At 70.2% G+C, this 17416-nt stretch carries 15 protein-coding genes and 1 pseudogene; 10 read left to right on the forward strand and 6 right to left on the reverse strand.

All coding sequences use genetic code 11. The features are described from left to right. Positions 1–29 precede the first annotated feature (29 nt). Positions 30–1043 (forward strand): hypothetical protein, encoded by a 1014-nt coding sequence (locus VZQ01_RS36620; RefSeq protein WP_426730775.1) that lies wholly within the window; start codon positions 30–32, stop codon positions 1041–1043. A 177-nt stretch (positions 1044–1220) separates the two neighbouring features. After that, entirely contained in the window at positions 1221–1994 is a 774-nt protein-coding gene (locus VZQ01_RS36625; RefSeq protein ID WP_426745979.1) for a hypothetical protein, read from the forward strand. Between the two features lie 4 nt (positions 1995–1998). On the opposite strand, the gene VZQ01_RS36630 is transcribed toward VZQ01_RS36625, so the two are convergent. Next, positions 1999–3777: a UDP-N-acetylglucosamine--peptide N-acetylglucosaminyltransferase SPINDLY family protein gene (locus VZQ01_RS36630; protein WP_223747504.1), complete on the reverse strand. Its 1779-nt coding sequence runs from the start codon at positions 3775–3777 to the stop codon at positions 1999–2001. 219 nt (positions 3778–3996) lie between these two features. On the opposite strand from VZQ01_RS36630, the gene VZQ01_RS43490 reads away from it, so the two are divergent. Together VZQ01_RS43490 and VZQ01_RS43495 are read left to right on the forward strand one after the other, a co-directional pair. Beyond that, entirely contained in the window at positions 3997–4167 is a 171-nt protein-coding gene (locus VZQ01_RS43490) for a DUF8758 domain-containing protein (protein WP_491630674.1), read from the forward strand. Next, positions 4116–4445 (forward strand): annotated as a pseudogene (locus VZQ01_RS43495) (DUF8757 domain-containing protein); the annotation flags it as partial. The gene VZQ01_RS43490 and the pseudogene VZQ01_RS43495, both read left to right, overlap by 52 nt. Positions 4446–4559: 114 nt before the next feature. Here VZQ01_RS43495 and VZQ01_RS36640 read toward each other — a convergent pair. The 3 genes from VZQ01_RS36640 to VZQ01_RS36650 are packed head-to-tail and all read right to left on the reverse strand — an operon-like array spanning position 4560 to position 10108. Beyond that, positions 4560–5822: a TolC family protein gene (locus VZQ01_RS36640; RefSeq protein WP_223747506.1), complete on the reverse strand. Its 1263-nt coding sequence runs from the start codon at positions 5820–5822 to the stop codon at positions 4560–4562. Continuing rightward, positions 5819–8989, reverse strand: a complete 3171-nt coding sequence (locus VZQ01_RS36645; protein WP_426745980.1) for an efflux RND transporter permease subunit — start codon at positions 8987–8989, stop codon at positions 5819–5821. The genes VZQ01_RS36640 and VZQ01_RS36645 overlap by 4 nt, the downstream gene beginning before the upstream one ends. A 15-nt stretch (positions 8990–9004) precedes the next feature. Beyond that, the gene (locus tag VZQ01_RS36650) at positions 9005–10108 is read right to left on the reverse strand and encodes an efflux RND transporter periplasmic adaptor subunit (protein WP_426745981.1); all 1104 of its coding nucleotides are present in this window, start codon (positions 10106–10108) and stop codon (positions 9005–9007) included. 138 nt (positions 10109–10246) lie between these two features. Between VZQ01_RS36650 and VZQ01_RS36655 the strand changes: the two genes are divergently transcribed. Both VZQ01_RS36655 and VZQ01_RS36660 read left to right on the forward strand, forming a co-directional pair. Further along, positions 10247–11746: a sensor histidine kinase gene (locus tag VZQ01_RS36655; RefSeq protein WP_267700515.1), complete on the forward strand. Its 1500-nt coding sequence runs from the start codon at positions 10247–10249 to the stop codon at positions 11744–11746. Continuing rightward, a complete protein-coding gene (locus tag VZQ01_RS36660) occupies positions 11743–13092 on the forward strand; it encodes a sigma-54-dependent transcriptional regulator (protein WP_223747510.1) in 1350 nt (449 codons plus the stop codon). Before VZQ01_RS36655 ends, VZQ01_RS36660 begins: the two co-directional genes overlap by 4 nt. A 7-nt stretch (positions 13093–13099) precedes the next feature. Here VZQ01_RS36660 and VZQ01_RS36665 read toward each other — a convergent pair whose 3' ends face one another. Both VZQ01_RS36665 and VZQ01_RS36670 read right to left on the reverse strand, forming a co-directional pair. Next, entirely contained in the window at positions 13100–13750 is a 651-nt protein-coding gene (locus VZQ01_RS36665; RefSeq protein WP_194869249.1) for a DUF4349 domain-containing protein, read from the reverse strand. 114 nt (positions 13751–13864) lie between these two features. Next, positions 13865–14065: a hypothetical protein gene (locus tag VZQ01_RS36670; RefSeq protein WP_223747511.1), complete on the reverse strand. Its 201-nt coding sequence runs from the start codon at positions 14063–14065 to the stop codon at positions 13865–13867. A 143-nt stretch (positions 14066–14208) separates the two neighbouring features. Between VZQ01_RS36670 and VZQ01_RS36675 the strand changes: the two genes are divergently transcribed. The 4 genes from VZQ01_RS36675 to VZQ01_RS36690 all read left to right on the forward strand — a co-directional run bounded on the left by VZQ01_RS36675 (position 14209) and on the right by VZQ01_RS36690 (position 17367). After that, entirely contained in the window at positions 14209–14820 is a 612-nt protein-coding gene (locus VZQ01_RS36675) for a hypothetical protein (RefSeq protein ID WP_141326423.1), read from the forward strand. A 52-nt stretch (positions 14821–14872) separates the two neighbouring features. Then, positions 14873–15385 (forward strand): FHA domain-containing protein, encoded by a 513-nt coding sequence (locus VZQ01_RS36680; RefSeq protein WP_141326421.1) that lies wholly within the window; start codon positions 14873–14875, stop codon positions 15383–15385. 61 nt (positions 15386–15446) lie between these two features. Next, positions 15447–16733 carry a Stp1/IreP family PP2C-type Ser/Thr phosphatase gene (locus VZQ01_RS36685; protein WP_141326419.1) on the forward strand — a complete coding sequence of 429 codons (1287 nt, stop codon included), beginning with the start codon at positions 15447–15449 and terminating at the stop codon, positions 16731–16733. A 100-nt stretch (positions 16734–16833) separates the two neighbouring features. Then, the gene (locus VZQ01_RS36690; RefSeq protein ID WP_426745982.1) at positions 16834–17367 is read left to right on the forward strand and encodes a hypothetical protein; all 534 of its coding nucleotides are present in this window, start codon (positions 16834–16836) and stop codon (positions 17365–17367) included. Positions 17368–17416 lie beyond the last annotated feature (49 nt).

Consider the following 17416-nt stretch of genomic DNA (forward strand, 5'->3'; position numbering starts at 1 on the left):
TGCCGCGCATGTGCGCCGTGGGAGGGTCGATGCAGCCAGTGAAGAACAACCAAGTGGACGCCGTGCGTCGGGACGCCGGTCAACTGCGGAGGCTCTGTGAGCAATTGCTTCCCAGGTTCGCCTCCACTCGCCATCCCGTGCGGTTGTCCGAGCGAGCGCCCACGCTCGTCCGGGCCTTCTGGGAGGAGCTCGGTTACAGCCCGGCCTTGAAGTTCCTCGTCAGCTCTCCCGAGGACGAGGAGGTGCTCGCCGCCACCCGGTTGTTGGAGAAGTGGCGCGGCAAGGCTTCGCGGCGGAAGGGACCTGGGGCCGAAGCGGAGGCCGGGCTCGTGCCCGCGTCCTTCCGGGTGGTGTCCGTGAATGCGGAGGAGCACGAGCTGTTCATCGCGGACGAGTCGGGAGGTGACGTCGACCCTCCGGTCCTGGTGCTCTCGTCCGGAGGGCTGGAGCGGATGAAGTTCAGCGACAGCTACCTCCGCTTCGTCACGCTGGAGATCCTCCGCCTGGCGTTCTCGGTGGGCCCCACCCGGTGCACGATGGCGTTCAGTCCACCGCTGGTGGGGACGCCGGCCTTCCCAGTGCTCGCGCCCTCGGCGCTGAGCTTGGGGGAGGGCCTCTGGAAGATTGTCCCCGAGCCGGCCGTGGGCCCGGTGGGCGAGCCCGCGGAGTTCATCGGCTATACCTCGCTGGACCGCTTCGTCTCCTACCTCCATGGGCTCTGCGAGCACGCCATCTCCTACACGGGACGTCCTCGTGGGGACCTCGTCACCGTCGAAGGCGTTTCCGACGAGTCGATGCAGGCGCTGGCGTTGAAGTGGTTCTCGTGGACCTTCCAGAAGCGGCCCCAGCGTCTGGGGGTCGGGAAGGTGGGCGGAGTGGAGGTCAGCGTCGATCCCATCGGACCTCAGATGTACTGCTTCCGTGTGACGCCCGAGGCACGCAAGGCCCTGCTGAAGTGGGTCGAGAAGCAGGGGTTCCGGGTGAGGGATGTCACTCCGTGGAAAGAGCAGTTCGCCATTCCTGGCGGCGTTTCGTTCGATTGACCCACGCAGATGCGGCCCGAAGAGCGTGAGCGCTTGCGAGAAGAATCACGGCGATGGTCGGATTGGCTGGCCCGGTGGTTACCGCACTACCGTCAGACACGGCGCAAGGTGACGCTCTCGCCCGAGACCCCCGAGGGCATCCGGCTCTTCTGGGACGCGGTCGGATATGGTACTGCGATGAAGCCGTTCGTCGCCTCACCCGTGGAGGCGGCGGGGCAGCGCCGCGTGCGCTCGGTGTTGGCCCGCTGGCGTCGGCAGCATGAGCCCGGTGCTGGCGTGGCGGAAGTTCTTCCCGCGCGCTTCCGGCTGGTGGAGGAACTGGAGGGCGGGTTTCGCATCACGGATGAGTCCGGGGACGGCGATGATGCGCCCGTGATGGATGTGTCGGAGTCCGCCTCGGAGCCGATGCTGTACTCCCCGAGCTATCTCTACTTCGTCTCGAACGCCTTGCTCCGCGTGGCGTTGTCCACCTGGGAGCACGCGCGAATCACGCTCAGGCCCGACGAGGGGCCAGGGCCCTTTCCCTTGTTGCAGCCGAACCTGGCGCAGCTCGAGGAAGAACTCCTCGCCTGGTCGGATGACGCGTCTCCGTCGGCGGTGGCGAATCAGGTCGCCTACCGCTCGTTCCGAGGCCTCATCCACTTCGTGCGAAGCCTCGACGGGCGGATGCTGCGCAACTGCGAGCGTCCTCCGGGGCAGGTGATTTCATGCACGGGGCTGTCGTCACTCTCCACCTTGTTGTCCTCGCTCCGCCACTTCGAGCTCCCGGACTCGCGTCTCGGGGACCACTGGGTCGGTGACGTGGGAGGCCTCTCGATGTGGCTGGGGCGCGACCGCTCCCGCTCCTCCGAGGACTTCGAGGTGGGCGTGGGGCCCGAGGAGCGGGAGCGAGCCATCGCCTGGCTCGCCGCGCAGGGCGCCCGCATCCTTCAGGCCCCGCCTCCGTGCTGAGGCCTCACGGGCCCGCGTGGCTCTCGATGTTCCTGCGGCGCTCCTCCAGGGGCGCACGCTCCGCGTCGGACAGCTCGGGCCACTGGAGCCAGGCGCAGAGCAGGGCGTACTCGTAGCTCGCGTAGTCCTGGGTGTGCTGGTCCAGGGACTGGTAGATCGCGCGAACCTCGGCGCGGGCTTCGGGCGTCGTCCGTGCCACGTGCGCGAGCGTCACGAGCGCGGCCTCCACTGTCCAGTCCATGGGGCCCTTCGCCAGGGCGAGCAGGAGCGTCCGTCGCCGCGAGTCGAGCCAGCCCTCCTCGCGGGTCGCGATGACGAAGGCCGCGGCCAACTGGATGCGCTGCAGCCACGCCCAGGTGGAGTGGGGGCCCCGCGGAGGCGGCGGATGCACCATGGCCCGGGCGATCTCCTCGGGCGCGTGGGCGCTCAACGCGCGGGACGTCTGTGCCGCCTCCCGCCACCAGTCCTCGAGCCGGAAGGGCACGCTGGCCAACTCCGCGAGCGCCGTGACCACTTCCTCGGGAGGCGGAGGGACAGCGCGGGTCGGACGGGTGTCGGTGTAGCTCCACAGCGTGAAGTCCACGGGTTCGACGGGCTGGCGCGGGTCGGGCCTCTGCACCTGCTGGACGACGACGTCGACGATGCAGGGGAAGCCGCGCCACTCACGGTGCAGCTCCCACGCCAGTTGGACGCTGGGCGCCTCGAGCCACTGCGTGGTGAGCTTCACCTTCGGCGGCAGGTTCCCCGTCGCGGCGGGAGGTTGGAGGCTCATCTGCCGCAGGGCATGGATGCCCGCGTCGATTCTCTGGGGCAGGTAGTCCACCCAGGGCACCATCTCGCGGGTGACGGAGGCCGCGAGCTGCCCCTCGCGCGAGGGCCCCGGCATCGTGTCCGACACCGAGAGCAGGCGCTCCAGGGCGTCGCGCCCGCCGCTCTGGAGGAACTGGATGGAGGCCACGGCGGCCTGGGCCCAGGTGCTGCCCGGCTCATGGCCCAGTGCCGACTGATACCAGTTGAGCGCTTCGTCGAGCCGCTCCTGTTCGCGCATCATGTCCGCGATATCCAGGCGCGTGGCGTTCTGGGTGGCGTCGTGGCGCAGCGCCGTTTGATAGGCCGCGAGCGCGTTCGTCACGTCGCCACGTGCGCGGTGGACGGTGGCCAGGAGCACGGCGGTGAGCCAGTTCGGGATGGTGGCGTGGGCCTTGGTGGCCAAGGCGAGCGCCTCGTCCAGCCGGCCGACGCGGTGGAGCAGGGTGCCGTGCAGCCACACCACCCCTGCGTGGGTGGGATGTCGCGTCGACAGTCGCTCCATCACGCTCAGCACCCGGGTCAGCACGGTCTGGTCGGAAGGTCCGGTCCTCGCGAGGGTGACGCTGAGCAGGCTCAGCGTGGGCTCGATGGGGGCCTGCTCGGCGACGCCCTGGGCCTCCAGCCAGGGGAGGCCCCAGCGCACGAAGTCCGTGTCGCGCTTCGCGTGGACCACCTGTGAGAGCAGCTCGATGGCCTGTGCGGGCTGGCCTTCCTCGTGGAGCATCCACGCGCGCACCGCGACGGTGGCGAAGGACACCCGCCCCTGCAAGGGGACGATTCGCAGCGGGTCGGGGCCCGCGTCCTGCTTGATGCGCCGCAGCAGTTCCAACCACTCGGGACGGGTGACATCCGAGCTCAGGGCGCAGCCCACATGGTAGGCCGCGTGGGGAAGCTCGCGCGCGAAGAGCGCCTCCGCGGCGAAAGAGGCGTCCTGCTCCGGCGTGGGTCGAAGTGAGGCGTGTGTGCAGTCCATATCGGGGACCCACGGTACTTCGCCGACCCTGGTTCCGCCACGGCTGGAACGCCTGGGCGCCACGATACAAGGTCGCTCCCGACTCGGAGGCAATGGCTTGCCACTGCGGGTCCGGCTCGCTCGGAGGTCATCCCTCGCTGTTAGGATTCAGGCTGCGATGGACCTCCGGGGGACGGTCACATGGAGAAATGGGCCGAGCGGCGCATTCTCATCTTGGGGATGACCTATCCGAGCTACTCACGCAGACGCGTGGAGAATGTCTGCACGGGCGGCTTGGACAGTGAGGGTTTGAGGATGGTCCGGCTCCATCCCATCCCATCGTCGAGCCGAAGGTCATCGTGGACGCCTATCTCAGGCCTCGCACGGAGGAGGACCGCAAGGCCTGGCTGAAGACCGAGCAACGCGTGTTGCGTCAGGGCTGGTTGTTCGCGCCGCCGAAGCCCCTCCCATTCCCCGACGTGGAGTTCGTCATCGAGTGGAAGTGTGATGACGGGAGCTGTCGGGGGCACTGCCATTCCTTGAAGAAATGGGACCTGCACGAGCGCTATCAGGCGCTGGCGGGAGACTCCCGACGCAAGTCCAAGCTGGAGAGCTTCCTCCGGGAGCAGTTGGACCTGACCCGACGGAAGGTCTTCTTCTTCATGGGCAGCTTCCGCAGACGGATGTTCCAGTTCGGATTGATGGACATGTTCAGCACGCCCAAGGCCAGCCAGCTCCCGCTCTTCGAGAGGGATTGGGACACCCGTGCCCGCGAGACGGAGCGCTCGCGGGCCCGGTTCCTCTCAGGGCGTCTGGGGCAGCGTCTCCAGCCCCGAGGCGAAGAGCACGGCCGCCTCCGCCTGCTGCACGGCCTCTCGTTGCTCCAGGTGCTGCAGCCGCAGGTCCTTCAGCGAGCGGAACGCGTCGAGCAGCTCCAGGATGCTCCCGCGTCCCTCCCGGTAGGCGTCCTCCGCCATGCGCCGCAGCGTGGGCAGGCGCTCCACCACGTCCCGTTCCAGCGTGGCCAGGGCGCGATGCCGGCCTGCCAGCACCGCGTGTGCGCGGGTGAGCTCCGCTCGGGCCTCGGCGACCTCCGCGTCCAGCGCCCGCGTCTCCGCGTCCACCTCCGCCGAGGCGCGGGCGATGGCGCCCTGGTTCCGGTCGAACAGCGGCATCGGCAGCGACAGCCCCAGATACCCGATCGTGCTGTCCTCCCGCCGCGTCACCACCGCGCCCGCCTCGAGCGAGGGCACCGGCATCCGCTCCCTCTTCGCCACCGCGAGCCCGCCCTGCGCCACGGATTGCCGCTGCCTCGCCGCCACCAGCGACGGGCGGTGCCGCGCGCTCGCCTCCCACAGTCGGCTCAGCTCCGGAAGGGCGCCCGTGGCCCCCAGCGTTCCCGAGGCCCGCGGGCTCCAGCCCGGTCGACCGAGGAGCGCCGCCAGCCGGCCCGCGGCGTCGTCGACGCTGGCCCTCGCGTTGAGGACCTCGACCTCCAGCGTGCGCCCCTCCACCTCGATGCGCTCCACGTCGTACCGGCTGGAGTCACCCGCGGCGGCGCGACCCTTCACCACCTTCTCCACGCGCCCCAGGTCCACGGAGGTCTCCTCCAGCAGCCGCAGCGCCTCCTGACTGGAGAGCAGGGCCGCGAAGGCCTCGCGAACCGCCAGCTCCCGCTCCGCGAGCGACGCCGTCACCCGGGCCTTCTCCGCCGCCACGCTCCGCTCGGCGAGCTCCCGCCGGACGCCACGCTGCCCGAAGAGCAACAGCGGCTGCTCCACCGTGAACTGGTGCGACATCGACGAGCCCGTGTTGGCCCCGTGCAGCAGCCGCTGCCCGCCGTAGTTGAACGACGGGTTGGGCAGGATGCCCGCGGCGATGCGCTCGGTCTGCGCCACGTCCACGCGGGCCTTCTCCGCCGCCATCCACGGACTGTCCTTGGACAACAGCTCCAGGGCCTGGGGCAGGGTGATGACCTCGGGTGGCACGGCGGCGGCCTCCTCCGCGAGGGCCCCCACCGACGTCAGCGCCCAGCACAATCCCCACATCGACACCAGGCGCTTCATGCCGCCACCCCCTCCGGCTTGCCTGCTTCATGGCCGGAGCCCGGCACCACGTGCGTCAAGCCCGGGTCCTCCGCCTCTTCTTCCTCCTCGGAGGCGGCGTGGGGGCCGCGGTTCCCCACGATGACCGAGTAGAACGCGGGCAGCGCGAACAGCGACACCAGCACCGCCGTCACCAGTCCACCGATGATGACGATGGCGAACGGGCGCTGCGTCTCGCTCCCCGCGCCGCTGGAGAGCGCCGCCGGCATCAACCCCAGCATCGCGAGCAGCGCCGTCATCAACACCGCGCGGAACCGGCTCGCCGCGCCGCGCGGGAGGGCTGTCTCCAGCGCCTCGCCCAGCTTCCGCCGGTCATCCACCGCGCTCACCACCAGCAGCGACGCGAGGCACACCTGGCCCAGCAGGGTGATGAACCCCACCGCCGCGCTGACGGACAGCGGAATCCCCGTGAGCGCCAGCGCCAGCACGCCGCCGCACATGGCAAACGGCGCGCCCGCGAGCACCGCGCCCGCGCTGCGCATGGAGCCCAGCGCCGCGTACAAGAGCGCGAACACCACCAGGAACGACAGCGGCACGATGACCGCCAGCCGCCCGAGCGCGCGCTCCTGGTTCTCGAACTCGCCGCCCCACTTGAGGAACATGCCCTCGGGAATCGTCACCTCGCGCTCCACCGTGGCCATGGCCTCCTGAATCGTGGAGCCCATGTCACGTCCCTCCACGTTGAACTTCAGCGCCAGCGTGCGGCTGTTCGCCTCGCGGTTGATGCTCGCGCGGCCCAGCGCCTTCTCCAGCCGCGCCACCTCGCGCAGCGGGACGTGTCCTCCGCCCGCGGTGGGCACGAGGATGTCGCCGATGCGCGACTCGTCTTCCTTCTCGGTGCCGGGCAACAGCACGCGCACGGGCACGGGCCGCTCCTGCTCCCACAGCTCCGTCACCACCTTGCCGCCCAGCGCCGTCTCGACCAGGTCCTGCGCCGTGGACACGTCCACGCCCGCGCGGGCGAGCGCCTGCCGGTCCAGCACCACCTGGAGCTGCGGCACGCTCGAGTCGCGATAGAGCCCCAGGTCGACCACGCCCTCCACGCCCTGCAGCGCGGTGACGGCGCGCTCCAGCGTGCCGCGCATGGCCTCCAGGTCCGTGCCGAAGACCTTGAGCACCACCTTCCCGCGCACGCCGCTGATGGCCTCCTCCACGCTGTCCTTGATGGGCTGCGAGAAGTTGAAGCTCACGCCCGGAATCTCCAGCAGCGACGCGCGCATCTCGCGCACCAGCCGCTCCTTGTCCCAGCCGTCCCGCCATGTCTCCGACGGCGTGAAGCGCACGAACGTCTTCCCCATGTTGACGGCCTCGTTGTCGGTGCCGTCCTCCGGGCGGCCCTGCTCGACGAGCACCTCCTTCACCTCGGGGAAGTCCAACAGGCGCTTGCGCACCTCCAGGAGGATGTCCGCGCCCTTGGCCAGGGAGATGCTCGCGGGCATCTCCACGAAGACGTTGATGTCGCCCTCGTCCAGCTCGGGCAGGAACTCGCTGCCCACGCGCGAGCCCACGACTCCCGTGAGCACCACCAGCGCCGCCATGGAACCGAACACCAGTGTGCGACGCGGCATCAGCCAGGTCACCGCGCGCGCATAGGACTCGCGCAGGGTGACGAGCAGCCGGGGCTCCTTCACCTCGGCGTCCTTGGGCCTCAAGAGCAGGGCGCACAGCGCGGGCACCACCGTGAGCGCGAAGACGAGCGCCCCCACGAGCGCGAAGCTGTACGTCAGGGAGAGAGGACGGAAGATGCGGCCCTCCACGCGCTCCAGGGTGAAGACGGGGATGAGGGCCGCGATGATGATGGCCATGGCGAAGAAGGTGGGCCGGGCCACGTCGAGCGCCGAGTGGATGATGAGGCCCAGCATCTCGCGCCGCTTCCGGGGCCGCTTCACGCCCGCTTCGTGCAGCACGTTCTCCACCAGCACCACCGCGCCGTCCACGAGGATGCCGAAGTCGATGGCGCCCATGGAGATGAGGTTCGCGGGCAGCCCCACCATGCGCAGGCCGATGAAGGCCGTGAGCAGCGCCAGCGGGATGACGGACGCGACGATGAGCGAGCAGCGCATGCTGCGCAGGAACAGCCACGCCACCGCGACCACCAGGAGCGCGCCGTGCAGCAGGTTGTGGTGCACCGTGGACAGCGTCTGGCCCACGAGCACGTTGCGGTCATAGAACGGCTCGATGCGCATGCCCTTGGGCAGCACCTGCCCGTTGAGCTCCTTCACCTTGGCGTGCACGCCCTCCAGCACCGTGCTCGGGTTCTCGCCCCGGCGCAGCAGGACGACGCCCTCGGTGACGTCCATGTCCAGGTCGTGGCTCACCGTGCCCCGGCGCGGCGTGTGGGAGGCCACCACGCGCGCGACGTCGCCCACCGTCACCGGCGTGCCGTCCTCGCTCTTGAGGACGATGTCCTGCACGTCCTTGGCGCCCTTGAGGTAGCCCACGCCGCGGATGAGCAGCTCCTGGTCGCCCTGACGCAGGAAGCCTCCGCCCACGTTGCGGTTGGAGCGCTCCAGGGCCTCGGTGACGTCCGCCAGCGTCAGCTCGTGCGCGAGCAGCCGCGACGGGTCCACCTGGACGTGGAACTCCTTGAGGAAGCCGCCCAGGCTGAGCACGTCCGCGACGCCGGGCACCTGGCGCAGGTGCCGCGCGATGCTCCACTCCATCTCCGAGCGTGTCTCGGTGAGGGTGTGCCGGTCGCTCAGGACGCGGAACTGGTACACCTTGCCCAGGGGCGTGGCCTCCGGCGCGAGCCGCACGTCGGCTGCGTCGGCGAGGTCCGCGTTGGACAGGCGCTCACCGACGATGGTGCGCGCCTTGAACGGGTCCACGCCGTCGTCGAAGGTGAGGAAGATGAGCGACAGCCCGAAGAGGCTCTCGCTGCGCATCTGGAGCATGCCCGGGGTGCCGTTGAGCACGCGCTCCAGCGGCACCGTCACCTGGCGCTCGATCTCCTCGGGGGCGAGCCCCGGCATCTGCGCGATGACGTTGACCTGGAGGTTGGTGACGTCGGGGAACGCCTCGACGGGCGTGTCCAGATAGGCCTTCACGCCGAACAGGCCGATGCCCAGGGTCAGCAGCAACACCGGCAGGCGGCTGCGGACGCAGAATTCGATGAGTCGTCGCAACATAGGGAGCGGTCTCCGCTAGAGCAGCTGGTCCGCGGCGCCGTCGAGCAGCAGCGCGCCCCGGGTGACGACAGGCTCACCCGCGGACAGCCCCGCGATGACCTGGACGCGCCCATCCACGGGCGTGGCGACGACGACGGGCCGGCGCACGAAGGTGCGAGCGTCCTGCCGCACGTACACCACGGAGTCCTTCCCGTTGCGCAGCAGCACCGCCTCCACCGGGAGCGTCAGGCTGGCCTCGGCCGCGTCGATGCGCGCGCGGCCGAACATTCCTGGACGCAGCCCCTTGGACGGGCTGTCCAGCGCGATGCGCACCGGCGCCGTGCGCGAGCCGCTGGTGACCACCGCGCCCACCGAGACGACCTGGCCCGTGAGCGGCTCGTGCAGCGAGGGCAGGGTGACCCTCGCCCGCGTGCCCTCGCGCACCTGCGGCAAATCCCGCTCGAACACCTCCGCCACCACCCAGAGCGCGGAGGCGTCGCCCACCTCCACCAGCGGCTCGCCTCCGGGCTGCACGGAGACACCTTCCGTCGCGGTGCGCGCGAGCACCGTGCCGGCCAGCGGCGCGCGCAGGACGACAGTGGTGCCGCTCCCCGCGCCCACGAAGCCCACGGAGGCCTGGGCGCGGGCCAGCTCCGCGCGGGCCTCGGCCAGGCGCGTCTCCGCCGACAGCCGCTCGCGCTCCGTGCTCACGCCCTGGTCGAACATGCGCCGCTCACGCTCGAAGCCGGACTCCGCCTCGCGCAGCGCCGCCGCCGCGGTGGCCACCGCCGTGCGCGCCGCCGCGGCCTCCGGGCAGTCGAGCGTCACCAACGGGTCCCCGGGCTTCACCACCTCGCCGGTGCGCACGTGCACGCCCACCACGCGGCCGGCCAGCGGCGCGCCGAGCCGGGACACGGCCCCGTCCCGGAATGCCACGCGCGCGGGCGCCTGGAGCCTCGCCCCGCCGGCATCGGGCTGGACGGGGGTGACGGTGACGAAGGCCTGGGAGGCCTCGGCCAACTGCACCACCCCCTCCTTCAGCGTCTTGGGAGGAGGCCGCTCCGGGGTGGCGGTGGTCGCGGCGGCGCTGGAGCAGGCGGAGGAGAGGGCCAGCAGGCCCAGGAGCACGGTCCTTTTCATGGCCGGACACCAGGGCAAGTCCTGGTCCAGCGTGTCGCGTACTCAACTCATTGAAATCACAGGGAGTGAACTCGCCCAGCGGGCAGGTAGGAGCGAGGCGAATTGAATCACCTGTGCACTTTCGCCACAGTGGGCGGCGTGCGCATCGCCACCAAACTGGGGCTCTGGCTGACGCTGACCAGCGCCCTCATCCTGGGGTCCTACGGCTACCGACAGCTCCAGCGGGAGGAGCACGAGCTGCGCACGGCGACGGAGGAGTCCTCCCGGCTGTTGGCCACGGCGCTCCAGGTGGCCATGGAGAACGCGCTGCGGGACGGGCAGGGCGCGGACGTGCGGGAGATGCTGGAGTCGTTGGAGGTGAAGGACCCCACGGTCGACGTCTTCGTGTTCGATGCGAAGAAGGGGCTGGTCGCCCGCTCGTTGGGGAGCTCGCGCACGTTGCCGCTCGTCGAGGCGGAGGCGCTCCGGGTGATGGAGGCGCACGGCGTGACGTCGCGCTTCGAGGGGCCGGAGGGCCTGTCCCACCTGTCCGTGGTGGTGCCGCTGCGCAGCGACGAGGGCGGGACGGTGGGCGCGCTCGCGGTGGTCAATCCGCTGGATGGGCTGCGCATGGATTTGGAGCGCACGCGTCGGTCGACGCTGCTGTCCGTGCTCACGCTCATCGCGGGCATCTCGGTGGTGGGGTGGCTGCTCTTGTGGCTCCACCTCCAGCGTCCGCTGGAGCGCGTGGTGCGGGCGATGCGCGCGGTGCGCGGCGGTGACTTCTCCGCCACGGTGGTGGTGGAGCGCGAGGACGAGGTGGGGGAGATGGCGCATGCCTTCAACGCGATGGTGAAGGAGCTGGGCGAGGCGCGGGGCCGGCTCAACGTCGAGACGGAGGCGCGCATCTCGATGGAGGCGGGGCTTCGCCGCGTGGACAAGCTCGTCACGCTCGGACAGCTGTCGGCGGGACTGGCCCATGAGATTGGCTCGCCGCTGCTCATCCTCGGTGGGCGGGCGCAGGCGCTCGCGTCGAGGACGGAGCTGCCCGACGACGTGCGCCGCAACGCGGGCATCCTGGTGGAGCAGTGCGAGCGCATCACCCGGACGGTGCGACAGCTCCTGGACCTCACGCGCCGCAAGCCTCCGCGTCGGGAGGTGCTCGATGTCCACCAGCCCGTGCGCGCCGTGGTGGAGCTGCTCGAGCACGACGCTCGCAAGCGGGACGTGACGCTGGAGTTCCAGGTGGAGGCCCCGCTGCCCCGCGTCCTCGCGGATGGGGACGGCGTGCAGCAGGTGGCGCTCAACCTGCTCACCAACGCGCTGCGCGCCACGCCTCGCGGAGGTCGCGTGCGGGTGACGCTGGCGCCGTCCGTCTTCCGGAGCGCTCCCGGGCTGTCCGAGCGCCGAGGCGTCTGCCTGTGCGTCGAGGACACGGGCGTGGGCATCGAGGAGGAGCAACAGGCGCGAATCTTCGAGCCCTTCTTCAGCACCTGGACGGAGCTGGGCGGCACGGGGTTGGGGCTCGTGGTGGTGAAGTCCATCGTCGCGGACCACGCAGGCGCCGTCTCGGTGACGTCCCGAGCGGGCGAGGGCAGCCGGTTCCTCGTCCAGCTCCCAGCGGCCGAGGACGAGGACATGAAGGAGGAGGCAGAATGAGCGCGCGTGGACAGCGGATCCTCGTCCTGGATGACGACGCGGCGGTGGTGGACTTCCTCTGCGAGAGCCTCACGGAGCGCGGTTACGTGACGGTGGGGATGACGTCCCCCGAGGAGGCCCTGTCTCGCTGCGCGGAGGAGGCGTTCGACCTGGTCATCTCCGACGTGGAGATGCCTCGGATGCGGGGGACGGAGTTCCTGGAGGCGGTGCTCGCGCGGAGGCCGGGGCAGCTCGTGCTGCTCATCACGGCGTTCGGGAGCATCGAGCTCGCGGTGGCGGCGGTGAAGGCGGGGGCCTGCGACTTCGTGACGAAGCCCTTCAACATCGACGCGCTGGTGCTCTCCATCGACCGCGCGTTCCGCGAGCGTCAGCTGCGCAGGGAGATTGTGCGGCTGCGCGCGGCGGTGCCCACGGACGCGCCGGGGGGGCTGGTGGCGCGCAGCCCCGCGATGCGCAAGGTGCTGGAGATGGCGCGACGGGCCGCGCGCACGGACTCGACGGTGTTGCTCACGGGGGAGACGGGGACGGGCAAGAGCGCGCTCGCGCGGCTGGTGCACGAGTCGAGTGCCCGGCGCGCGGAGCCCTTCCTCCAGCTCAACTGCGCGGCGCTGCCACCAGGGCTCGCGGAGAGCGAGCTGTTCGGCGCCAGGCGTGGTGCGTTCACGGACGCGCGTGAGGACCGCGCGGGTGTCTTCGTGGCCGTGGGTGCGGGGACGCTGTTCCTGGACGAGGTGGGGGAGCTGTCGCTGGAGGTGCAGGCCAAGCTCCTCCAGGCGCTGGAGACGGGGAAGGTGAGGCCGCTGGGCGCCAGCGCGGAGGTGACGGTGCGCGCGCGGGTGGTGGCCGCGACGAACCGGCCGCTCGAGGAGCTGCTGCGCGACGGGCGGTTCCGGCCCGACCTGTACTACCGGCTCAACGTCATCCGCCTGGAGGTGCCCCCGCTGCGCGAGCGGCGCGAGGACATCGTCCCGCTGGTGGACTTCTTCCTGGGGCGGCTGGGAGGCGCGCAGGCGCGTGAGGTGCTCGGGGTGTCCGCGGCGGCGATGCGCAGGCTGGTGGCGCACGCGTGGCCGGGCAACGTCCGTGAGCTGGCGAACCTGCTCGAGCGCGCGGTGGCGCTGGCGGACCACGACACGCTCGTGCCCGAGGACTTCGACCTGCCGGGTGACAACGGCGGGATGCAGGCGCTGTTCACCCGGGCCAGCGGCGAGGAGCTGCCCCTGGAGGACGTCGAGCGGGCCTACGTGCGGCGAATCGTGGACGCGCAGAACGGCAACAAGGCCGCCGCCGCGCGCATCCTCGGCATCAACCGCCGCACGCTCTACCGGAAGCTGGGCGAGGAGTGACGCCTCGTCAGTCCCAGACGAACAGCCACTTCACGGCCTTCCCCAGGCCGTAGAACACCCAGCCCACGGGGCCGGGGCGCACGGGGCGCTCGAAGTCGAGGTTCACGGTGGACAGGGCGACCTCGCCCTCGAGCCCCTCCAGGCGCGCCTTGAGCGTCTCGTACTCCACCGTGATTCGCTCCAGCTCCTTCTCCACCTTGAGCGTGTCCTCGACGCTGACGGCGCGCTGGAGCAGCTCCAGGTAGCGCTCCCGGATGCGCGTCACGTTGGCCAGGCGCACCTTCAAGTCCCGGTGCACGTCGGTCACGTCGCTGGCGGAGACGCTCTTGCGCTCCACCTCGCCCAGCGCGGGCACCGCGGCCAGGAAGCCGTCCAACCGCTCGGCGGGGATGCGCACCACCGCGGAACGGGTCGTCACGTGCTCGGCGTAACCCCCATGCGTCTTCGCGAGCTGGACGGCCTGCGCCGGCCCCGACTCGGGCTCGTCCCGCTCCAGCGTCAGGGACGCCCGGTGGATGATGGAGCGACTCTCCAGCGGCACGGCGGTCCCCGGCGCACCTCCGGCCGCCAGGCCCTCGGCGAACGCGACGCGCTCGTGGGCTCGGTGGGTGGAGCAGGCGGTGAGGGTCAGGGCGAGGACGACCAGGAGCGAGCGCACGCGGGTTCCTTGTGAAGGGGAGAGGTCCGTTGAACCGGTCCTCTCAGGACACACCCGCCGGGCTCGACGTTCCAGCTCGACGGCCCGGAGTCGGGCCGGAGCCTGGACGCCTCTTCAGGACGCGCGGGGCGCCGCGGGGAGGGGACGCACGCCGTCGCCCTCGTAATAGATGCTGGCGCAACCCTTCTCGTAGACGACGAGGACGCGATCACTCTGCTCGAGCAGGTCGGAGGCTTTCTCCGTGGCCTTGCGGACGAGGGTGTCGAACCTACCCGAGCTCTGCTTGCTGCTGGCCCGGACTGTCACGACTGGCATGCGGTGTCCCGCTCCTTGTGCCCCACGGCAGGTGGCTCCAGGTACGACCTGGCTCCGGGCCCATCCGCAGGTAACGAACGCGTCATAGCCAAACGAACACTTCGTTGACAAGCGCTCCGCTCCGTGGCGCAAAGATGGATTCTATGCACCGCAAGCTCCTCTTTTTGCTGGTTTTCACGCTGGGTCTGGTCTCCACGGCGCAGGCGCAGACGATGACGAGCGCTCCTCGTCGCGTGCACACCTCGCCCACGCCCTTCTGGCTCCCGCGTGGCGCCTTCCTGGGGACCTCGTACAACGATGCGCTGCTGACGCCCCGGCTGAAGGTGCAGTGGGAGCTGACCTTCTTCCAGGACCGCAAGGACGCCTTCGTCTTCCTGGTGGAGGGCGGACTGGGGTGGGGGGCGCGCATGCCCACGCCCAAGGCGGGCAAGCCCGAGACCAACCTGGGCGCCTACTACGAGCACACCGCGCAGGTGGGCTTCGGCTACCGCAACCAGCTGCCCAACGCCGCGCACTGGGGGTTCCAGGTGACGGGCGGCCCGGTCTTCTATGGCGCCAAGTTCGACGGCGGCCCGCTGCCGGACAAGAACGTGGCCGGCATCGTCGAGGGCCGCATCCAGATTGGCTACCAGTTCGACAAGGTCGCCGCCGGCGTCGCGGTGGGCTACGGCGAGCCCTTCGGCCTCAAGCGCCGCTACCTGGGCCGGGGTTTCGTGGGTGGCCCGATGATCGGGTTGTTCATGGATTGGCGGTGAAGTCCGCGTAGACTGGGGTGCGCGGGAACCTCCCCCTTCCCGCGCCGCCCTTATGCCCGAGCTTCTGAGCGCCCATGTCTCGCGGTACCTGCGCAACCGGGGCGACCTGGAGCGGCAGCTGCCGCCCGGGCTGCTCCTCTTCTCCCCCTCGCCCGCCGACGACAGCCCGGTGGAGCAGGAGGAGTACCGTCTCAAGACGGTGACGAACGCGGGGCCCCCGACGCTGGGGGCGAGCGAGTCGGTGGTCTTCCCGGTGGTGAAGGCCCGCAGCAACGCCTTCGGCCGGGGCATCACGGTGGGGCGCACGGGCAACAACGACGTGGTGCTGGATGACGGCAGCGTGTCGCGCTTCCACGCCTGGTTCGCCCGGGACGAGGCCCAGGCGGGCTTCCTGCTGACGGACGCCGGCTCCAAGAACGGCTCGTGGATGGGGGGCGTCCGGCTCACCCCGCGCAAGCCCGTTCTGCTGGAGGATGGCGCGCGGTTGCGCTTTGGACAGGTGGAACTCGCGTTCTACACGGCAAGCGGTTTTGTCCGGATGCTCTCCGTACGGATGGCTCCCTGAGCCTTGCCACGTCTCAAGTGGCCTGCGTAACGTACGAAGTCGCCTACAGTCACACACGGGAGTGTTCGCGGTGGCCTTGACCACAGAAGCCTTCGGACTGACCGACGTCGGCCGCAAGCGGCAGCACAACGAAGACGCGATGCTGGTGGACGTGTCGCTCGGGTTGTACGTCGTCGCCGATGGCATGGGCGGGCACGCGGCCGGCGAGGTCGCCAGCAATCGCGCCACCGAGGTCGTCAAGCAGCACATCACCGCGAACCGGCACCTGCTCAAGGACCTGGGCAACAACCCCACGGCGGACAGCCGCTCGGCGGCGGCGGCGCTGGTGGAGGTGGCCGTGCAGCGCGCGTGCGCGGACATCTACCGCACGGCGATGTCGGACTCGACGAAGCGGGGCATGGGGACGACGTTCGTGTGCCTCGCGGTGGGGGGCAACAAGGCCGTCATCGGTCATGTGGGTGACAGTCGCGTCTATCTGGTGAGGCACGGCCAGTGTCACCGGCTGACGGAGGACCACACGCTGGTCGCCGCGCAGCTGAAGGCTGGCACCATCACCAAGGAGCAGGCGGCCACCTCGCAGTACCGCAACGTGATCACGCGCGCGGTGGGCATCCAGGAGTCCGTCCAGGTCGACACGCTCATCGTGGACCTGGTGCCCGGGGACATGTTCGTCCTGTGTTCGGACGGCCTGCATGGGTACGTCGAGGACGAGGAGCTGTTGCCGCTGGTGTCGGGGCTGGCGCCGGGGGATTTGCCCAAGCGGCTCATCGACATCGCGAACGAGCGGGGCGGCAAGGACAACATCACCGCGGTGGTGGTGAAGATCGCCGGGGACAGCGCCGCGCTGGCGAGCGAGGAGTCGAGCGAGGCGCAGTCGCGGATGGAGGCGCTGCGCAAGATTCCGCTGTTCCGTCACCTCACGTACAAGGAGCAGACGGCGGTGCTGTCCATCGCGACCACGCGCACGTATCCGGCGGGGCGTGAAATCGTGGTGGAGGGGCAGCCGGGCGAGGAGCTGTTCGTGGTCATCCGGGGCCGGGTGGCCATCGAGAAGAACGGGGTGGAGATCGCCGAGCTGCGCTCGGGCGGCCACTTCGGGGAGATGGGGCTCATCGACAACGCGCCGCGCTCGGCGACGGTGAGGGCGACGGAGCCCACGCGCACCATGGTCATCTCCCGGCCTGATTTGATGGGGCTGATGAAGCGCGAGTCCATCCTCGCGGTGAAGATGCTCTGGAGCTTCGTGCAGGTGCTGAGCGATCGGCTGCGCGCGACGAACTCCGAGCTGAGCGAGGCCCGCCAGGAGCTCGCGGTGGCTCAGGCCATCCAGCCCTTCGCCGAGGAGTGAGGGAGGCCACGCCATGAGCACGCGCACCCGTCGTCCGAGCACCGCCAGCTCACGTCAGACCCGCCGCGTAAGGTCCCGTCAGGATGTCACGGGAGGTCGTGTGGCGAGGGCGGCGGGCAGGGACGTGATGGTGAAGTTGATGGGTGAGGTGGTGGAGCTGCGCGAGGAGATGAAGTCCTCGCGGATGCACACGCGCATCCTGGCCTCGGGCATGGGCTCCATGCTGAAGAACATGGGCGAGATGCGCGAGAGCATGTCCGTGACGCAGGCGAACATGGGCGCGATGCAGGCGAACATGGGCGCGATGCAGGCGAACATGGGCGCGATGCAGGAGGCCATCACCGCGACGCAGGCGGCCTTGAGCGAGACGCAGGCGGCCCTGCGCGCGACGCAGGTGTCCCTGGGCGCGACGCAGCTGTCCCTGGGCGCGACGCAAGAGAGCATGGGCTTGATGATGACGACCATGGAGTCCGTGGTCGGCGTCGTCCGGACGGTGTCGGACGGTTTCCATCGGATGGAGACGAATGTCGGGCGCATGGCCCGGCTGTTGGGCTCGTTGAGCGAGACGACGAACGAGCGCTTCGAGCGGGTGGAGAAGCGCCTGGACGCACTCGAGGACGACACGAAGCAGTGATGGCTGCGTGACGTTGTCGCCCCACTGCGCTGGGGACGACGTGGAGTGG

Source organism: Myxococcus faecalis (assembly GCF_050039385.1).
GTDB lineage: Bacteria > Myxococcota > Myxococcia > Myxococcales > Myxococcaceae > Myxococcus > Myxococcus fulvus.

What these genes read in the sequence shown, in the direction of transcription:
- VZQ01_RS36625 (WP_426745979.1), top strand. Translation starts at nt 1,221, where the DNA reads ATGAAGCCGTTCGTCGCCTCACCCGTGGAGGCGGCGGGGCAGCGCCGC.
- VZQ01_RS36620 (WP_426730775.1), top strand. Translation starts at nt 30, where the DNA reads ATGCAGCCAGTGAAGAACAACCAAGTGGACGCCGTGCGTCGGGACGCC.
- VZQ01_RS43490 (WP_491630674.1), top strand. Translation starts at nt 3,997, where the DNA reads ATGACCTATCCGAGCTACTCACGCAGACGCGTGGAGAATGTCTGCACG.
- VZQ01_RS36670 (WP_223747511.1), bottom strand. Translation starts at nt 14,065, where the DNA reads ATGCCAGTCGTGACAGTCCGGGCCAGCAGCAAGCAGAGCTCGGGTAGG.
- VZQ01_RS36645 (WP_426745980.1), bottom strand. Translation starts at nt 8,989, where the DNA reads ATGTTGCGACGACTCATCGAATTCTGCGTCCGCAGCCGCCTGCCGGTG.
- VZQ01_RS36675 (WP_141326423.1), top strand. Translation starts at nt 14,209, where the DNA reads ATGCACCGCAAGCTCCTCTTTTTGCTGGTTTTCACGCTGGGTCTGGTC.
- VZQ01_RS36650 (WP_426745981.1), bottom strand. Translation starts at nt 10,108, where the DNA reads ATGAAAAGGACCGTGCTCCTGGGCCTGCTGGCCCTCTCCTCCGCCTGC.
- VZQ01_RS36630 (WP_223747504.1), bottom strand. Translation starts at nt 3,777, where the DNA reads ATGGACTGCACACACGCCTCACTTCGACCCACGCCGGAGCAGGACGCC.
- VZQ01_RS36680 (WP_141326421.1), top strand. Translation starts at nt 14,873, where the DNA reads ATGCCCGAGCTTCTGAGCGCCCATGTCTCGCGGTACCTGCGCAACCGG.
- VZQ01_RS36640 (WP_223747506.1), bottom strand. Translation starts at nt 5,822, where the DNA reads ATGAAGCGCCTGGTGTCGATGTGGGGATTGTGCTGGGCGCTGACGTCG.
- VZQ01_RS36660 (WP_223747510.1), top strand. Translation starts at nt 11,743, where the DNA reads ATGAGCGCGCGTGGACAGCGGATCCTCGTCCTGGATGACGACGCGGCG.